Source organism: Herbaspirillum camelliae, assembly GCF_001929405.1.
Taxonomy (GTDB): domain Bacteria; phylum Pseudomonadota; class Gammaproteobacteria; order Burkholderiales; family Burkholderiaceae_D; genus Herbaspirillum; species Herbaspirillum seropedicae.
Genome location: NZ_KV880769.1, coordinates 4690971 through 4706557 on the forward strand (window position 1 = coordinate 4690971; position 15587 = coordinate 4706557).

A 15587-nucleotide genomic window follows, 5' to 3' on the forward strand; every position below is an offset into this window, starting at 1 on the left:
GTAAGGGACAGCGGGACAGCGGCAGCTGGAGGCCAGCGCCGGCGGGCCTGGCCGCAGCCTCAGCGGCTGCGGTCCGGGTTCGGATTCTGAAGAAGAGGACTGCGCCGGGCGCGGGGGGAGCGCGCATCAGCGCCCTGCCCTGGCACCACGCCGTCATCGGCATTGGCCAAGGGATCTTCGGTGCCGTCGGGTTCGACCTCAGCGTCTGCGTTCGCGCGTGGGTCGTCCGGCGACGGCTGGCGCGAAGCTGGGTCGGCTTGGGTAGCAGCAGGCGGCCTGAGCAAGGCCGCAGCCGGCGTGTCGGGAGAGGCAGGGTCTGGCTGCATGGCGGGCTCCTGTGATGCGCGTTGGATGCGACACGTTCATCATACGAAGACGCGCCCGGCCCCTCAGCCGGACATCGGCCGATTTGCCTGTAGGAGGGACGGCAGCCCGGCGCCGCAGGAAAACGTCCAAGTTTCGGTCGGGCGAGCTCAGGCGGCTACTCCCTTCCCCACCAGAGCCGAAACAACAACACCCCGCCATGCAGACACGTGACGGGGTGTTTGTCCGATCCGGTGCGGGTGCAGCCCGCCGCAATCAGCCGTTCAGCCAGCCTGGAGGGCGCGGGTGACGATGTCCTGGGCCTCGGCGAAGATCTTGTCGAGGTGGGTCTGATCGCGGAAGCTCTCGCCGTAGATCTTGTAGATGCTTTCCGTACCGGACGGGCGCGCCGCAAACCAGCCATTGTCGGTGACGATCTTCAGGCCGCCGAAGGGCTTGCCGTTGGCCGGCGCGGTGGTCAGCACTTCGCGGATAGGCTCGCCGGCCAGTTCGGTGGAACTGACATCGTGGGGCGAGAGCTTGGACAGGCGCGCCTTCTGCTCGGGCGTGGCGGCGGCTTCCTTGCGGCCATTGAGGGGAGCACCCAGCTGATGGGTCAGGTCTTCGTAGATCTGGCCGGGGTCGTTGCCGGTGCGCGCGGTCATCTCGGCGGCCAGCAAGGCGGCGGTGATGCCGTCCTTGTCGGTGCTCCAGGGCTGGCCATCGAAACGCACGAAGGAGGCGCCAGCGCTCTCTTCGCAGCCGAACGCCAGGCTGCCGTCGTAGAGACCATCGACGAACCACTTGAAGCCCACCGGCATCTCCAGCAGTTTGCGATCCAGGTGCTTGGCGACGCGATTGATCATCTGGCTCGACACCAGGGTCTTGCCGATGGCAGCGTCAGCGCGCCAGGCCGGACGGTGGCGGAACAGGTAGTACACCGCCACCGAAAGGTAATCGTTGGCCGGCATGAGGCCACGGCTCTTGGCGACGATGCCGTGGCGGTCATGGTCGGTATCGCAGGCCATGGCGACATCGAAGCGGTCTTTCAGTGCGATCAGTTCGCTCATCGCATGCGGCGAGGACGGGTCCATGCGGATCTGCGCATCCCAGTCCAGCGGCACGAAGCGGAAGGTGGCGTCGACCTCGGTGTTGACCACTTCCAGGTTCAGCTTGTAGCGGTCGGCGATGGCAGACCAGTAATGCAGGCCTGCACCGCCCAGCGGGTCCACGCCTATCTTGACATTGGCGCCGGAGATGGCGGCCAGGTCGATGATGTTGGGCAGGTCGCTGACGTAGTTGTCGAGGTAGTCGTAGCGCCGCGTGGTGCCGGCCTTGAGCGCCTTCTCGAAGCTGACGCGGCGCACGCCCTGCAATTGTTGCTCCAGGTAGGCGTTGGCGCGCTGTTCGATCCAGCCGGTGACATTGGAGTCGGAGGGGCCGCCATTGGGCATGTTGTACTTGAAGCCGCCATTGTCGGGCGGATTGTGCGAGGGCGTGACCACGATGCCATCGGCCAGCGCATCGCGGTGGACGCGGTTATGCGTGAGGATGGCGTGCGAGACGGCAGGCGTGGGCGCATAGGGGCTGCCCTCGGCCAGCATGGTCACCACTTCATTGGCGGCCAGCACTTCCAGCGCGCTGTGCCAGGCCGGTTCCGACAGTGCATGGGTATCGATGCCCAGGAACAGCGGGCCTTTGAAACCCTGCTCCTTGCGGTAGTCGCAGATGGCCTGGGTGATGGCCAGCACGTGCCATTCGTTGAAACTGTGGGCATTGGCGTTGCCGCGATGGCCGGAGGTGCCGAAGGCCACGCGATGGCTGGCTTCGGCCACATCCGGACGCAGGCTGTAGTAATTGGAGACCAGCACTGGCAGATCGACCAGTGCCGAAGGGGCGGCGCGCTTGCCGGCCAGGGGATTGACGCTACTCATGATGGCTTTTCTTAATGAATGGAAACAGAAACAGCGTTTGGACAAGCCCAGGCGGGACAACGTTCATGGCTTCGCCTGGCTTGATGTTCTTGTGAATGTTTTTTAAAGGTTCCGGCCGGCATTGTAACGGCTGCGAGCCCATTCTCCTGCATGGCCTGAAGCAATCCGCTCCATCGCTGCCGGAAAGCGCAATGCGCCCGGGCGCGAACCCGGGCGCATTGGCCATCACTGCATCGGCCTGCATCTGCAGCATCAGACTAGACTGGATGGCGGATGGGCCAGCCTGCGTCAGGCGCGCCTGAAGGCCCGCACGATGACCAGCAGGACCACCGCGCCCAGCGTGGCCGTGACGATGGAGGCCAGGATGCCGCCACCCACGGCGATGCCCAGCAGGCCGGCCAGCCAGCCGCCGATGACCGCGCCGACGATACCGATGAGGATGTCGGCCAACAGGCCGAAGCCGCCGCCCTTGACCAGCACGCCGGCCAGCCAGCCGGCAACCGCACCGATGATCAGCCATGCAATGAGTCCGTGTTCCATGATCTTCCCTTTCCTGTCGTTATGGGGATGCCCCGTGTTGATTGCTTCTCCGCCACCGCCACGCAGGGCGGCCAACGGATGAGGTCATGTTAGAAACGGACGTCTCCCGCAGGTATCGGACAGCGGCCCATTTCCCTGTAGGACAAGCCCGCCATACGCATCATGCGGTTCGGCGCAGTGCAACGCAGAGGCAGCGAAGCTTCCTCCACGCTTCCTCTTTTCCTACACATCAAACCGAAGCCATCCTATAGAGCGACAGCGCGAGTTTTCATAATCTAGCGTCCAATTGAAGCAGCGCAGCATGGCACACCGCGCAACTGCCAATGCTGTGCCACTTGCACGACCTTGACTTTGAAGCAGCCTCCCCTTCGGAGCCTGCATCCGCGATCAGCCAAGCAGAAAAGCCAACGACCATGCCCGATATCGATACCAGAAGGGACAGCGCCACATTCGCCAACCAGTTCGCCCTGCACTCCTTCGCAGGCAGCGCGCGCGGCAGCGAAGACTTCGCAGAACAGTATGCACGCTACGCCAGCGACTCGGCGCAGTTGCTGCAGCAGATCTCGAAGAAGGCGCCGCAGCTGGCTTCGGTACTGGAACAGCTCAACGAAGGCTGCGCCCAGCACAGCATCACACTGGGCGCGGCCGACGCGCCTGCCGCGCCGCGTTCGCGCAGCGTGTTGCTGGCGGCATTGAACTTGCCGGGTCAGTTCCTCGCAGGCATTGCCGCTCTCTTGCACGGCGGCAGGATGTTGCCGTGCATGAAGATGATCAAGAACAACAAGCAGGCGTAAGGCGCGTTAGCGCTGCGCGACCTGCGATGCATGTGGGTGAGGATGCCACGTCCTTCAACTTAATCTACCTGGGCCTACCATGAAAAAAATCACCAAAGCAGTCTTCCCCGTCGCCGGTCTGGGCAGCCGTTTCCTTCCCGCCACCAAGGCGCAACCGAAGGAAATGCTCCCCATCGTCGACAAGCCCCTGATCCAGTACGCCGTCGAAGAGGCCGTTGAAGCTGGCATCACTGAAATGATCTTCATCACCGGCCGCAACAAGCGCGCCATCGAAGATCACTTCGACAAGGCCTATGAACTGGAGAGCGAGCTGGAAGCCGCTGGCAAGGTCAAGCTGCTGGAAACCATCCGCCACGTCGTCCCCAAGCACATCAACTGCGTCTACGTACGCCAGGCCGAGCCGCTGGGCCTGGGCCATGCCGTGCTGCTGGCCAAGCCGCTGGTGGGCGATGAGCCCTTCGCCGTGCTGCTGGCCGATGACTTCATGGATGTGGAAGCCGGCCAGAAGAACGTGATGGCGCAGATGACCGCCATGTTCGAACGCGAAGGCAAGAGCCTCCTGGCCGTTCAGGACGTGCCGCGCCCCGAGACCCGCCAGTACGGCATCGTCAGCGGCAGCGCCTATGCCGACCGTCTGGAACTGATGAGCGGCATCGTCGAGAAGCCCGTTCCTGAAGAAGCCCCCTCCACCCTGGCCGTGGTGGGCCGCTACGTGCTCACCCCCGCCATCTTCGAACACCTGCAAAACATCGGCACCGGCGCCGGCGGCGAGATCCAGCTCACCGACGCGATCTCGGCCCTGCTGCAGCAGGAACAGATCCTGGCCTATCGCTACGAGGGCCAGCGTTTCGACTGCGGTTCCAAGCTGGGCTATCTCAAGGCCGCCGTGGCCATGGGCATCAAGCACAAGGAAGTGGGCAGCGGCTTTGCCCAGTTCCTGCAGGACTTCGCCGCCCAGCACGACCTGCAGCAGGCCGCCCAGCCCAAGGGCCCGGCCACCGTCACCCCGCTCAAGCCCAATGCCGCGCCCGCCCACGGCAGCGCAGGCCAGGAAAAGCAGCCTGTAGCAGCCAACAGCGTCATGTAAGTCCCCAGTAGAGACCGTTGTTCATTGCAGTCCCGCCCGTCTGGGCCGGACTGCTTTTTTTCGCCTGCACGGCGCAGTAGCCCGCCGTAAATTGTTTTCCATCATTGTCACAGAGCTTTAACCTGGGCTTGCTAGGATCGCCGCCGTGAATCTCCAGAAATTCATTGCGCCGGGACCGGGCAACCGTCGCTGCAGCGCACCAGCGACTTGTAAACGTTTGCAAACCAGAAATTGTTGGTGAAATCGTTCACAATTGATCAGCTGCATTGCGGTGAAGGCGCAAAAAATATATATTGTTTATATCAATTTTTTAACAGGAGTATTCATGGCCACCCGTGTTCAAGCCGCAGCAGCACCGACCGAAAAGAAGAAACCCGTTGCCAAGGCAGCACCCGCCAAGCCCGCCGTGAAGAAGCCGGTAGCCAAGCCGGCCGCCCGTCCCGCCCCCAAGGTCGCCGCAGCCAAGCCCGTTGCCAAGCCGGCAGCCGCCCCCAAGGATGAGAAGAAGGTAGAGAAAGTCGAGAAGATCGAGAAGCCCGTAAAGGCGGAAAAGACCGAAAAAATCGAAAAGGCCGCCAAGCCCAAGAAGGTCAAGCAGGTGCGCGACAGCTTCACCATGCCCGAGAACGAATATGCGGTGCTGGCCCAGGTCAAGAAGTCCTGCCTGAAGGCCGGTGTCGAGATCAAGAAGAGCGACCTGCTGCGCATCGGCGTGTCGCTGATCAAGAACCTGAAGATCGCTGAACTGAAAGACATCCTGGCCGGCCTGACCCCGCTGAAGGTCGGTCGTCCCAAGAAGTAAATCAGGACCTCGGGGCGCCGCTGGCGCCTCCCCCCTGTGCTGACGATGCCGTCCCGCTGCTCACGAGCATGCCGGACGGCATTTTCTTTGGGGCGGCGCAGATCAGAAATTCCACTCCCATTGCACCGCCTGCCCGACTTCGATCACCCCACCCTCCCCGCCAGTGCCGATGGCGTCCTGGCCAAAGCTAAGCTCGCCCTCCACGCATGAGAGCCGACGCTGGCAGGAAGGATTGAGGTTGAGCTTGCGGCCCGACATTACCACGGTCTGGCGCGCACCGGCATGCTCCGGGCGCAGGAACGGCCTCTCATGCGACAATGCCGCATTGTTGTCTATTGCACACTGACCAGAAAGGAAAGCCATGCTCATCGCCAAGTTCTTCCACCTGCTGGGCCTGACCATCTGGGTCGGCGGAATGTTCTTCGCCCACATGGCGCTGCGCCCGGCGCTGGCGGTGCTGCATCCGGAGCAGCGCCTGACGCTGATGGCCGCCGTGCTGGCCAGCTTCTTCGTCTGGGTCTGGATCGCCATCGCCCTGGTGCTGGGCAGCGGACTGCACATGATGGCCATGCTCGGCGCCGGCCACGCCCCGCCCTATGTCCATGCCATGACCGGCATCGGCGTGGTGATGATGCTGATCTTTGCCCATATCTTCTTCGCTCCTTTCCGCCGCCTCAAGCTGGCCGCCGCCCAGCAGGACTGGGACCGCGCCGCCCGGGCGCTGGGCCAGGTGCGCCAGCTGGTGAGCATCAATCTGCTGCTGGGCCTGCTGACCATCGCCATCGGCGCGCTCGGCCCGCTGTCGGCCTGAGCGCCGCCATGCAAGAGACAGACTGTCGATCACAACACTACAGGGGGAATCACCCGTGCTGAACGAATCGCAACGCCAGCAAGCCGCCGACCTGCTTTGGGACTGCTGGGCGCACAACCGCCGCATCGCGCAACTGCCGCCGCATCTGCAGCCAGCCGACCGGCAGCAAGCCTATGACATCCAGGGCCGCCTAGACGCCCGCAGCTTTGCCCCATTGGCGGGCTGGAAGATCGGCGCGACCGGGCCGGGCGGGCAGCAGTTGCTCAATGTCGATGGCCCCATGGCAGGCCGTCTGCTGGCCGAGCGCATGCACCGCAACGGCGCGCATGTCACGCTGGGAGACAACCTCATGAGCGTGATCGAGGCCGAGGTGGTATTCCGCATGCGCAGCGCCCTGCCGCCGCGCCCCCAGCCCTACTCCCAGGAAGAGGTCATGGAGGCGGTCGGCTCGGTGCATCCAGGCATCGAGATCCCCGATACCCGCTACCAGCAGTTTCGCGAAGTCGGCGCCTATCAGCTCATCGCTGATAACTGCTGCGCCGACCAGTTCGTCCTGGGCGCACCGACCAGCATGGACTGGCGCAGCCTGGACCTGGCCGCACTGGCCACCAGCGCTTTCATCGAGGGGGGCGAACAGCGTAGCGGCAGTGGTGCGCAGGTGCTGGGTGATCCGCGCATTGCGCTGACCTGGCTGGTCAATGAATTGCGCCAGCACGGCCTGACGCTGGCGGCCGGCCAGTTGGTCGCCACCGGCTCCACCATCGTCCCCATGCCCGTGCAGGTCGGCCAGACGGTGCGCGCCGATCTCGGCGTGCTGGGCTCGGTGACGGTCCATCTGACCTGATACGCCAGCGAGGGCAGCTTGCCGGTGCAAGACGCCTGCCCTGCCCTCTGCTCTTGGGCAGAAATCACAGAACGGCTCATCCCCGCATGCTCACGCTTGATGAGCGTTGGATGCGGGCTTTGCCTCGCCGGCGCGAGCCAGCGCTGCGCTCGACGCCGGCAACCTGAAGCGGCTGACCATGGAGGACAGCTGCATGGCCTGCTCCTGCAAGGCCTGGGACGCGGCTTCGGCCTCTTCCACGAGCGCTGCATTTTGCTGGGTGACGCTGTCCATCTGGGCGATGGCGAAATTGATTTCAGAGATCTCCTTGCTCTGGTGGTCGCTCACGGCGGCGATATCGGCGACGATGGTGGTGACCTGCTCCACACTGGCGACGACGGCTTGCATCGTCTGCCCCGCTTTCTGCACCAACTGGCTACCGGCACCCACCTGGTCCACGGTGTTGTCGATCAGGGTCTTTATTTCCTTGGCCGCCGTGGCCGAACGTTGAGCGAGGCTTCTGACTTCGGCGGCCACAATGGCGAAGCCGCGCCCGCCATCGCCCGCGCGGGCGGCGTCCACCGCTGCATTGAGCGCCAATATATTGGTCTGGAATGCAATGCTGTCGATGACCGAAATGATCTCGACGATGCGACCGGATGCCGAGCTGATCGAGGACATGGTGGTGACCACCTCCTTCATCGTCTGTCCCGCCTCGCCAGCAACGGAAGAGGCGCCCAGGGCCAGCTCGTTGGCGCGCCGGGAATGCGCGGTCGTCTCCAGCATGCTGCCGGTGATCTGCTCCATCGCTGCCGCTGTCTGCTGCAGCGAACTGGCTTGCTCTTCCGTACGTGAAGACAGATCCAGGTTGCCGGTGGCGATCTGCTGCGAGGCGGTGGCGATCGTCTCGCTACAGGTCTTGACGCCGCTGATGATGTGGCAAAGACTCTGGTTCATCTTGCGCAGAGCACCGATGACCTGCCCGGTTTCGTCGCTGCCTGCAGCGCCGATATCAGTGCTCAGGTTGCCTGCGGCGACGGTGTCGGCAATGCGCGCGGCCAGCGAGAGCGGTGACGAAATGATGCGCGCGATGATCACCGCCAAGGCAACGCCGATGAACGTCGAGATCAGCAGGCTTGCAGCGCCCCACATGAGCGACTCCCGATAGATCCGCGCGGTATCCGCTGCGGACTGGTCTCCTCCGCGCCGATTGACTTCGGCCAGGGTGCTGAAATCCTTGAGCAAGGAAAAATAGAGGTCTGACGACGGGCCAGCGAAGATGGCCTTGGCGGCCACGACATCTTGCTGCGCCAGTGCGTTCATCAATGCTCCGTGCTGCTTGAGCAACTGCTCCAGCCGCCGAATGGCCTCCGGATAGATGGCCTTTTCCTCGGGTTCCGATATCTGCGAACGATAGGTATCGAGCGCGGCATTCAGATCCTTCAACACATCCTCCGTGCGGGCCTGCAGCGTCTTGGTCAATTCCGGGTCGGCAGCATAGAGGATCAGTTGCGACTCGTTGCTGCGCAACCGGGCCAGCAGCAGTTTGACGTCGCCCAGGGTCTTGATGCTGGGAAGCCAGTTGGTCGCAAGCTCATTGGCCGACTGGTTGACCAGGCTGAGCTGCCAGAGGGAAAAGATCCCGGTCACCGTCGCCAGTACCAGGATCAGTCCAAACGAGACAAACAGCTTTCTGGAGATCTTAAGATCACGAAATTTCTTCACAATACGCCCCGATTTCTTTTAGAGATGATTTTTTGCTGCCCCACCGGGTGAACGCCTGTACCGCTTGGGAGAACAGGGTTGAGCCTGGCGTTGGCTGAGCGTATTCGGCATCCGCCTCGCGCAACTGTTGGGGTGTAATGAACTTGCGCATTCAGCAATACCTGACAGGCGCTGGCGCACTATTCTCGATCGCGGATGGGGAGAGAACGCCGCCTGTCCTCGCCCTGTCTTTGTTTGCTTGCTCTAGCAACAAACCAAACTGCAAAGGCACATGCACCAATAGCCAGATAAAGCAGATAGGTGATTGCAAAAACACCTAACCAAGAGAGAATTTCCGTCAACGACGCCACTGAAATAACCGTCCTTTCGATGCACTCAGCCGGCCAGGGAAATATTGCCCCGACCCATCATCATAATTAATATTTACAACATATTTTATATTTTCTTCATTTTATTATTTCTTAATGTTGCATTTTTAATGTTTTTTTTCGATCGACAGCGTAGCGTGGCAACAAAACCACCTCCGGCAAGCGAAGGTGTGTTGCGTTTCACAGTGCAATACATGAGATGGGAACGACGAGACAGCATTACGCTGCAGAGGAAGCGCCAGACGCCGACCTTCTCTAGCAAAGCTGGCGAGGGAGAACGGAAATGCAGGTTGAGAAGCGCATACCGTTGCCGGTGCGGCTCACTGCTGATGGCTGATCCTCACTTGGGCGGCGCGGCTCAACGGCGCTTTGTATGGCTTGAACCATATCCCACTGTGTGTGCGATGAGGAAGGAATTCATCGGTGCGGAGTTGGTCGTAGACCGCCACGAAGGCGCGCCCACCTCAATGCTGGGCGATACCTTCGCACCCGATCAAGGCATTCAGGGGCTGCCTTCTACAACGTCCAAGGAGGGTTCAGGGGCGACGGGAAGCCTGGTGCGCGAGGTGGATTGATCCGATCAAACGATCCTCATCCCGGCTTGACTTCATCATAGCGGCGCGCCAGCTCCTGGCGCAGCGACTTGCGGATCACGGCCGCCTCGAAACGGCGCTTTTCCTCCTGCGAGAAGGGTCGCAGCGGCGGCACCGGAATCGGCTTGCGCTGGTCATCCACCGCCACCATGGTGAAGAAGCAACTGTTGACGTGGCGCGTCTCCTGGGTGCGGATGTTCTCGGCCACCACCTTGATGCCGATCTCCATGGACGACTTGCCGGTGTGATTGACGCTGGCCAGGAAGGTCACCAGCTCGCCCACGTGGATGGGCTGGCGGAACATCACCTGGTCCACCGACAAGGTCACCACGTATTGCCCGGCATAGCGGCTGCCGCAGGCGTAGGCGACCTGGTCGAGCAGCTTGAGGATGGTTCCCCCGTGTACGTTGCCGGCGAAATTGGCCATGTCCGGGGTCATCAGGACGGTCATGGTGAGTTGGTGAGATGGCAGATCCATGGTGCGTGGCTCTCTCTGTTTGTGGTGGCGTTGGGTGATGGGGTCAAACGGCTTGCCGGCGCGGCGCTCCCCCGAGCGCAGACGCGACCAGCCGGGGCTGCTTTCGTGGAGGAAAGCAGCCCCGCCGCGGCCGCTATTATCGGCCAGCCAGCCCATCCATGGCAAAAAAACGCTGGGCCGCTCAGGCCCGCAGCACCGGCTCGGCAGCGGCAAAGTGCTCTTCGCAGTTGCGCAGGAACTGCGTGACCGAGGCGCGAATGGCTTCCGGCGACCAGCCGGCGATATGCGGCGTGAGCACGACGTTGGGCAAGGCAATCAACGCTGCCGGCGGCTGCGGCTCGCCTTCATAGACATCCAGTCCGGCGCCGGCCAGGCGTCCCGAGGACAGCGCCGCGCCCAAGGCTTCGGTATCGACGATGCTGCCGCGGCCGATGTTGACCAGATAGCCCTGCGGCCCCAGTTCCTCCAGCACGCGCGCATTGATCAGGTGCCGGGTCTGGGCTCCGCCGGGCGCGGCCACGACCAGGCAATCGGCCCAGCCGGCCAGTTGGGCCACGTCCGGGAAGTAGTGGTAATCGACATCGTCGCGCTTCTTGCGGTTGCAATAGGCGATCTCGGCATCGAAGGCGGCGGCGCGGCGGGCGATCTTCTTGCCGATATTGCCCATGCCGACGATGCCCACGCGCTTGCCGGCCAGCTGCGGCTGCAGCGGGAGGGTCTCGCGCCAGCCGCCATCGCGGGTGTAGCGATCCAGCACCGGGATGTTGCGCAGGATGGCCAGCAGCAGGCCCAGGGTGTGGTCAGCCACGCAATCCTCGTTGGTGCCGGCGCCAGTGGCGATCTCGATGCCATGCGCCTCGGCGTGCGCCACATCGACGTTCTCAAAGCCTGCGCCCAGGGTGCAGACCAGTTGCAGGTGCGGCAAGGCGCGCATCTCTTCCGCGGTCAGGCCGGTGGAACCGTTGGTGAGCACCACGGCCACCTTGCGGGCCGGGCCGGCAATCATCTCGTCGCGCCGCTGGCGGTCGGGGGCGTAGAGGATGTCGTAGTGGGCGGCGATGGTGGCGGTGCTTTCCTCGGAGAGGTGGATCAGGACGAGTAAGGGCGGTTTCATGAGATGGGCTGGCAATGCGGGGGTGAAGGAAAATGCAATGTCCACATTCTATTGCGAATCGGTCAAACGGGGCAGTTGCCGGGATGGCTGGAGATTCCTATGCCAGTTCCGTGCCAGCAGCAAACAGAAATGAAGAGGCCCGCTGCGCTGCGCGAGCGGGCCTGTCATTGGCAAGGATGGGAGGGATGCGAGGACCTGCGCGATCAGTGCCGCACCTGCTGCTGTTCCAGCAACTCATGGGCGGCCTGGCGCGCACCGGCCTCGGCCGATTTTTCATCGGCAAAGGTCTGGTCGGCCAAGACCCGCTGGGCCGGGAACACCGGGTTGCGGTGCATGGGGTTGGTGGAATGGCCGAAGATGGCAACCTGCGCCACCCACTCCTGGCCACCGACGACGCGCACGCCGGCATACTCGACTTCGTAATCGCCTATCTGTTCGGTGGGCATGGTCTGTCTCCTCGTTGCGTTGTGCTGCGCCGCTCAGGACGCACCGTCGCCGCTGCGTTCGGCCAGATGGGTGATGGCGTAGCCCTTCTCGCCGATCTGCATGAAGGCGTCCTCGGCCTGCAGGGTGAAATGTCGCTTGCCGTCGCGCTCGAAGTCCACGTTCTGCTCATGGATCTGCCAGTCGGTATTGGTGACTTCGTCCGGCAACATCTTTTCGTGAGGAATGACGAGGTAGGAAAACAAACCTGCGCCATCCGGGCGCTTGTACACGTCGACTTTCATTATCAGCCTCCTGGTCGGGTTGAACAATGGCGGTGCGCCATGGGCGCTCCTTGAAGGTGCGACTTGCGGTATGAAGTTTGGTTCACGCGCAGCGACTCGCTTCACCATAGCAGTTGCGCCAGGGGGATGCCAGCAGCGTTTGCTGCAGAGTTCAGTCAGCCTGGCGGCGTAGCCAGCTCAACAGTCCGGCCAGGCTGCGGAAATCGGCCAGGGAGCGGCACGACAGATGGGGATGGCGCTCGCGCAGCATGCGCGAGAGCGCCGCGCCGGGGCCCAGTTCCAGGGCAACGGTCACGCCGCGCTCCACGCAGGCGTCCATGCAGGCGACCCACTGGATGGGCTCGGTCAGCTGGCGCAGCAGCAGCGCACAGGCCTGGTGCGCATCAGCGATCCCTTGACCGCTGACGCCGGCCAGCAGCGCCGTTTTGGGGGCGTGCAAGGACAGCCCTTCCAGCGCTGCGGCAAAGGGCGTCACGGCGGCCTGCATCAGCGGCGTGTGCGAGGCCAGCCCCACGGGCAAGACCGTGGTGCGCGCGCCGCGCCCGGCCAGCTCGGCAGCGACCGCCTCCAGCGCCGGGCTGGAACCACCGGCAATGAGGGTATCGTCCCCGGTGACGATGGCCACATGCGCGCCATGCCGCAGTAGGCAATCCTGGGCGGCGGCCAGATCGATGCCGCCCAGCGCCATGAGACCCTGCCCGGGCCGGGATCGCGCCGCCGCATCCATGGCCGCAGCGCGCTGCGCAGCCAGCGCCACGGCCGCCACAGGGTCGATCACCTCGGCCACCGCATAGGCCGACAGCTCGCCCACGCTATAGCCGGCCACCGCTACCGGCGGCCCGGCAATAGCGGCCAGGGGTTCGCGCAGGGCTTGCCAGGCGGCCAGTTGCGCGGCCACGATCAAGACCTGTGCATTGCCATTGGCGTACAGACGGGTGGGCTGCGAGAGCACCTGCGCCAACGGTGCATCCAAGTAGTCCGTCAAGGGAAGCTGGTCGAGGAAAGCGGCGGCCTGTTCATCTTCGCGCAGCAGGTCGAACAGGCCGGCATGCTGTGCGCCCTGCCCCGGGCAGAGGATGGCCAGCCGCATGCTCATGCGCCGCGCTCCAGCTCCAGCTCCAGCGCCATCGCCTGATGCACCAGGCAGGCCGCGGCCAGCAAGTCGGCCGCGCCGCCCGGCGACAGCCGATGCGCCACGAAATCATGATGGCAGGCCAGCGCCTGCGCCCGCCAGTTCGCCGCGCCGGTGCCGCCGGCGGCGAGGAAGGCGGCGCTCTGCTGGCGCACGCGCTGCGCGCCCTCAGCGCCGCCGCGATGATAGACATTGGTATCGCTGATATGGGCCATCAAGGCGAACAGCGCGTCGATGCGCGCCTCGTGCGGTGCGCGCCCCTGCGCCAGCGTGGACTGCAACTGCGGCAAGGCGACCTCGAAGACCGCCGGGAAGCCCAGCGCGCCCTCTTCGCGCGCCCCGCCCACGGCATGCGCGAGCGCTACCGACTGACCGTGGCTGCGCTGGCCGACGCAGCTATTGTCATTGACGCCACTATGGCGCGCCAGCGCATCGCCCCACTGGATCAGCAGCGTGGCGCGGATGACCTCGGCCTGCAAGGGCAGCTTGCGACTACGGCAACAGGCCATGGCGGCGCACAGCATGCCCAGCGCGAAGATCGCACCGCGATGGGTGTTCACGCCGCCAGTGGCGCGCAGCATGCGGGCTTCGGCGGCAATGGCCAGCTTCTGCAGGTGATGGAAAGGCGCGCCCTTGAGGCCCGCAGCAGCAATCTGGAAGAAATAGTGGCGCAGCGAAAAAAGGCTACGCAGAAAGGTGCTGGCGTCCATGTCGTCATGGCTGCCGTTGTCGATCAGCGAGACCAGCCCCGGCTTGGGATACAGCACCAGTTCCTGATGCAGGCTGCGCAGCGCCAGGCGCGCCAGCTGACGACAGAACTGCAGGTTCTGGCGTACGGCGCGGCGCTGTTGCAGAGGATGCAGCGGCACCGCCAGCAGGGCGGGATGGGCCATCAGACGGCGCATGCCTGCCCTTCCCTGGCGGCCAAGGCAGCCATGAGTTGCGCCACCGGTTCCAGCGCCACAGCCGCAGGCCGCTTGACCATCACCCTGGCGTCGCTCTTCGTATCCTTGCTCATCACCTGTTGCCATTCCTTCCACGACACCGCTGCGCCATCCGGGAAGACGATCTCGCCATCCAGCGGCAGCATGGCCGCCTGCCGGGCCAGCAGCTGCAGCCCCTGCGCCAGTTGCGCCTGGCTGTCCGGCACGAACAGCAGGTCGATATCGGAACTGCTGCGCACGTATGCCTGGGCGGTGATGGCCTGCCAGGACAGCGAACCGAATACCGCCAAGGCAATGCCCGCGGCCTGCATCTGCTGCTGCAACTCGTCCATGCCCGCCTGCCAGCCGTGCGGCAGATCGCGCAGACGCGCCGCCGCAATATCGCGCAACTGATAGGGAGCATGGCTGGCCGCCACCTCGGCGCGTTGCACGCGCAAGGCCAGGCGCGGCTTGTTGCCCTGTGCATCGGGCGGCAAGGCGATGCCGGCGCAGAGTTCGTCGGCACGGGCATCGGCCTCGGCGCGGCGCACCACAACCGGCCAGCGCATCTGCTGCCAGCGCGCCAGCACCGCCTGCTCGCGGCTGTCCTGGGATTGCGCCTGCAAGCGCGTCCAGGCGGCCTCGGTGAGCCAGAGCAGATGATGACGTTGCACCGGCGTCATCGCTGTCACCCGTTCAAGGGTGCATCGTGGGCCACGGCGTCGATCACGCGCTGCGCCCATTGACGCCCGCCGCGCGCACGGCCCAGCGCGGCCCGTACATCGGCATTGTCCGCGCTCGCCAGCGCCTGGCGCATGGCCTGGGCCAGGTCGCCGCTCCAGATCTCGGCCACGCCGCCCATGCGCAGGTAGTTTTCCGGACCCGGCGCGAAGACCGGATTGCTCTTGGCCAGTTCGGTGAGGCGTTCTTCGGGCACCTTGGTGATGCGCGCCATCGCCGGCAGGCCCATGACGCGGATGGTGGCGTCGGGCAAGGCGTAGCAGGCGTCGGCAATCAGGCCGCTGGTGATGAAGCCGCCCGACAAGGCCTGGTCATAGACCAGGCCGATGACGCGATGGCCCTGGCGGCGCGCCAGTTCCACGCACTTGCCCAGGTGCGCCATGTAGCTGTTGATGCCGAGCATTTCATCGCGGTGGCGCAGGCGCTGGCCTTGCGTATCGACCAGGATGACGATGGCGCGGCCCGGATGGTTGCGCACGGTGTCCAGGATGGCGGTGGCTTGCGCCAGCGCAATCTCGATGCCGATGGGCGTGTGACCGGTGGTGCCGACCACGGTGACGGTGTGGCCATCGACCTGGGCGGTACCGGAAAGGAAATGCTCTGATTCAGTGATCTGGTGGCCCTGCGGGAACAAGGTCTGCGCCAATGCGCGCCAGTCCACCTGGCCGGGAGTCGGGGTTGCGGTCATGGC

20 protein-coding genes are annotated in these 15587 nt (G+C 64.2%); 6 read left to right on the top strand and 14 right to left on the bottom strand.

Annotated features, from left to right (window positions below; all coding sequences use genetic code 11):
• Positions 1–59: 59 nt before the first annotated feature.
• The 3 genes from BGK68_RS27645 to BGK68_RS20960 form a co-directional block, all read right to left on the bottom strand.
• Positions 60–326 carry a hypothetical protein gene (locus BGK68_RS27645; RefSeq protein WP_143433129.1) on the bottom strand — a complete coding sequence of 89 codons (267 nt, stop codon included), beginning with the start codon at positions 324–326 and terminating at the stop codon, positions 60–62.
• Positions 327–587: 261 nt separating this feature from the next.
• Positions 588–2237, bottom strand: a complete 1650-nt coding sequence (gene pgm / locus BGK68_RS20955; RefSeq protein WP_075258668.1) for a phosphoglucomutase (alpha-D-glucose-1,6-bisphosphate-dependent) — start codon at positions 2235–2237, stop codon at positions 588–590.
• Positions 2238–2525: 288 nt separating this feature from the next.
• Positions 2526–2777 (bottom strand): GlsB/YeaQ/YmgE family stress response membrane protein, encoded by a 252-nt coding sequence (locus BGK68_RS20960; RefSeq protein WP_008329542.1) that lies wholly within the window; start codon positions 2775–2777, stop codon positions 2526–2528.
• Positions 2778–3190: 413 nt separating this feature from the next.
• On the opposite strand from BGK68_RS20960, the gene BGK68_RS20965 reads away from it, so the two are divergent.
• The 3 genes from BGK68_RS20965 (at position 3191) to BGK68_RS20975 (ending at position 5460) form a co-directional block, all read left to right on the top strand.
• Complete coding sequence (locus BGK68_RS20965; RefSeq protein ID WP_075258669.1) at positions 3191–3571, top strand: zinc-binding metallopeptidase; 381 nt, start codon at positions 3191–3193, stop codon at positions 3569–3571.
• 79 nt (positions 3572–3650) lie between these two features.
• Positions 3651–4658, top strand: a complete 1008-nt coding sequence (gene galU, locus BGK68_RS20970) for a UTP--glucose-1-phosphate uridylyltransferase GalU (RefSeq protein ID WP_075258670.1) — start codon at positions 3651–3653, stop codon at positions 4656–4658.
• A gap of 325 nt (positions 4659–4983) precedes the next feature.
• Positions 4984–5460 carry a hypothetical protein gene (locus BGK68_RS20975; RefSeq protein WP_075258671.1) on the top strand — a complete coding sequence of 159 codons (477 nt, stop codon included), beginning with the start codon at positions 4984–4986 and terminating at the stop codon, positions 5458–5460.
• 102 nt (positions 5461–5562) lie between these two features.
• Here the strand turns inward: BGK68_RS20975 and BGK68_RS28425 are convergent, their stop codons facing one another.
• Positions 5563–5823, bottom strand: a complete 261-nt coding sequence (locus BGK68_RS28425; protein ID WP_075258672.1) for a hypothetical protein — start codon at positions 5821–5823, stop codon at positions 5563–5565.
• Here BGK68_RS28425 and BGK68_RS20985 point away from each other — a divergent pair.
• Positions 5822–6271, top strand: a complete 450-nt coding sequence (locus tag BGK68_RS20985) for a CopD family protein (protein ID WP_013234643.1) — start codon at positions 5822–5824, stop codon at positions 6269–6271. The genes BGK68_RS28425 and BGK68_RS20985 overlap by 2 nt on opposite strands.
• Positions 6272–6326: 55 nt before the next feature.
• Complete coding sequence (locus tag BGK68_RS20990; protein ID WP_075258673.1) at positions 6327–7115, top strand: 2-keto-4-pentenoate hydratase; 789 nt, start codon at positions 6327–6329, stop codon at positions 7113–7115.
• 90 nt (positions 7116–7205) lie between these two features.
• Here the strand turns inward: BGK68_RS20990 and BGK68_RS20995 are convergent, their stop codons facing one another.
• Positions 7206–8819 carry a methyl-accepting chemotaxis protein gene (locus tag BGK68_RS20995; RefSeq protein WP_075258674.1) on the bottom strand — a complete coding sequence of 538 codons (1614 nt, stop codon included), beginning with the start codon at positions 8817–8819 and terminating at the stop codon, positions 7206–7208.
• The gene (locus tag BGK68_RS27890; protein ID WP_158035489.1) at positions 8803–8970 is read right to left on the bottom strand and encodes a hypothetical protein; all 168 of its coding nucleotides are present in this window, start codon (positions 8968–8970) and stop codon (positions 8803–8805) included. The genes BGK68_RS20995 and BGK68_RS27890 overlap by 17 nt, the downstream gene beginning before the upstream one ends.
• A gap of 243 nt (positions 8971–9213) precedes the next feature.
• On the opposite strand from BGK68_RS27890, the gene BGK68_RS27655 reads away from it, so the two are divergent.
• Entirely contained in the window at positions 9214–9762 is a 549-nt protein-coding gene (locus BGK68_RS27655; RefSeq protein WP_143433130.1) for a hypothetical protein, read from the top strand.
• A 16-nt stretch (positions 9763–9778) separates the two neighbouring features.
• On the opposite strand, the gene BGK68_RS21000 is transcribed toward BGK68_RS27655, so the two are convergent.
• From BGK68_RS21000 to mdcE, 8 genes are all read right to left on the bottom strand, one after another.
• Positions 9779–10258 (bottom strand): acyl-CoA thioesterase, encoded by a 480-nt coding sequence (locus tag BGK68_RS21000; RefSeq protein WP_013234649.1) that lies wholly within the window; start codon positions 10256–10258, stop codon positions 9779–9781.
• 181 nt (positions 10259–10439) lie between these two features.
• Positions 10440–11372 carry a 2-hydroxyacid dehydrogenase gene (locus BGK68_RS21005; RefSeq protein WP_075258675.1) on the bottom strand — a complete coding sequence of 311 codons (933 nt, stop codon included), beginning with the start codon at positions 11370–11372 and terminating at the stop codon, positions 10440–10442.
• Between the two features lie 203 nt (positions 11373–11575).
• Positions 11576–11818 carry a hypothetical protein gene (locus BGK68_RS21010; protein WP_075258676.1) on the bottom strand — a complete coding sequence of 81 codons (243 nt, stop codon included), beginning with the start codon at positions 11816–11818 and terminating at the stop codon, positions 11576–11578.
• A gap of 33 nt (positions 11819–11851) precedes the next feature.
• On the bottom strand, positions 11852–12100 hold the full coding sequence (locus tag BGK68_RS21015) for a DUF6139 family protein (protein WP_041310845.1): 249 nt from the start codon (positions 12098–12100) through the stop codon (positions 11852–11854).
• 151 nt (positions 12101–12251) lie between these two features.
• Complete coding sequence (locus tag BGK68_RS21020; RefSeq protein WP_075258677.1) at positions 12252–13196, bottom strand: acyltransferase domain-containing protein; 945 nt, start codon at positions 13194–13196, stop codon at positions 12252–12254.
• Positions 13193–14137 carry a triphosphoribosyl-dephospho-CoA synthase MdcB gene (mdcB, locus tag BGK68_RS21025; protein ID WP_075258678.1) on the bottom strand — a complete coding sequence of 315 codons (945 nt, stop codon included), beginning with the start codon at positions 14135–14137 and terminating at the stop codon, positions 13193–13195. The genes BGK68_RS21020 and mdcB overlap by 4 nt, the downstream gene beginning before the upstream one ends.
• Positions 14125–14838 carry a malonate decarboxylase holo-[acyl-carrier-protein] synthase gene (mdcG, locus tag BGK68_RS21030; protein ID WP_075258679.1) on the bottom strand — a complete coding sequence of 238 codons (714 nt, stop codon included), beginning with the start codon at positions 14836–14838 and terminating at the stop codon, positions 14125–14127. The genes mdcB and mdcG overlap by 13 nt, the downstream gene beginning before the upstream one ends.
• Before the next feature lie 5 nt (positions 14839–14843).
• Entirely contained in the window at positions 14844–15584 is a 741-nt protein-coding gene (gene mdcE, locus BGK68_RS21035) for a biotin-independent malonate decarboxylase subunit gamma (RefSeq protein WP_013234655.1), read from the bottom strand.
• Between the last annotated feature and the right edge of the window lie 3 nt (positions 15585–15587).

Bases quoted from the DNA above. Each gene is read 5' to 3' on its own strand.
- BGK68_RS20985 (WP_013234643.1), top strand. From the start codon at position 5,822: ATGCTCATCGCCAAGTTCTTCCACCTGCTGGGCCTGACCATCTGGGTC.
- BGK68_RS28425 (WP_075258672.1), bottom strand. From the start codon at position 5,823: ATGGCTTTCCTTTCTGGTCAGTGTGCAATAGACAACAATGCGGCATTG.
- BGK68_RS20960 (WP_008329542.1), bottom strand. From the start codon at position 2,777: ATGGAACACGGACTCATTGCATGGCTGATCATCGGTGCGGTTGCCGGC.
- galU (WP_075258670.1), top strand. From the start codon at position 3,651: ATGAAAAAAATCACCAAAGCAGTCTTCCCCGTCGCCGGTCTGGGCAGC.
- BGK68_RS21000 (WP_013234649.1), bottom strand. From the start codon at position 10,258: ATGGATCTGCCATCTCACCAACTCACCATGACCGTCCTGATGACCCCG.
- BGK68_RS27890 (WP_158035489.1), bottom strand. From the start codon at position 8,970: ATGCGCAAGTTCATTACACCCCAACAGTTGCGCGAGGCGGATGCCGAA.
- BGK68_RS21020 (WP_075258677.1), bottom strand. From the start codon at position 13,196: ATGAGCATGCGGCTGGCCATCCTCTGCCCGGGGCAGGGCGCACAGCAT.
- mdcG (WP_075258679.1), bottom strand. From the start codon at position 14,838: ATGACGCCGGTGCAACGTCATCATCTGCTCTGGCTCACCGAGGCCGCC.
- BGK68_RS20975 (WP_075258671.1), top strand. From the start codon at position 4,984: ATGGCCACCCGTGTTCAAGCCGCAGCAGCACCGACCGAAAAGAAGAAA.
- BGK68_RS27645 (WP_143433129.1), bottom strand. From the start codon at position 326: ATGCAGCCAGACCCTGCCTCTCCCGACACGCCGGCTGCGGCCTTGCTC.
- pgm (WP_075258668.1), bottom strand. From the start codon at position 2,237: ATGAGTAGCGTCAATCCCCTGGCCGGCAAGCGCGCCGCCCCTTCGGCA.
- BGK68_RS20965 (WP_075258669.1), top strand. From the start codon at position 3,191: ATGCCCGATATCGATACCAGAAGGGACAGCGCCACATTCGCCAACCAG.
- mdcE (WP_013234655.1), bottom strand. From the start codon at position 15,584: ATGACCGCAACCCCGACTCCCGGCCAGGTGGACTGGCGCGCATTGGCG.
- BGK68_RS21015 (WP_041310845.1), bottom strand. From the start codon at position 12,100: ATGAAAGTCGACGTGTACAAGCGCCCGGATGGCGCAGGTTTGTTTTCC.
- mdcB (WP_075258678.1), bottom strand. From the start codon at position 14,137: ATGCGCCGTCTGATGGCCCATCCCGCCCTGCTGGCGGTGCCGCTGCAT.
- BGK68_RS21010 (WP_075258676.1), bottom strand. From the start codon at position 11,818: ATGCCCACCGAACAGATAGGCGATTACGAAGTCGAGTATGCCGGCGTG.
- BGK68_RS21005 (WP_075258675.1), bottom strand. From the start codon at position 11,372: ATGAAACCGCCCTTACTCGTCCTGATCCACCTCTCCGAGGAAAGCACC.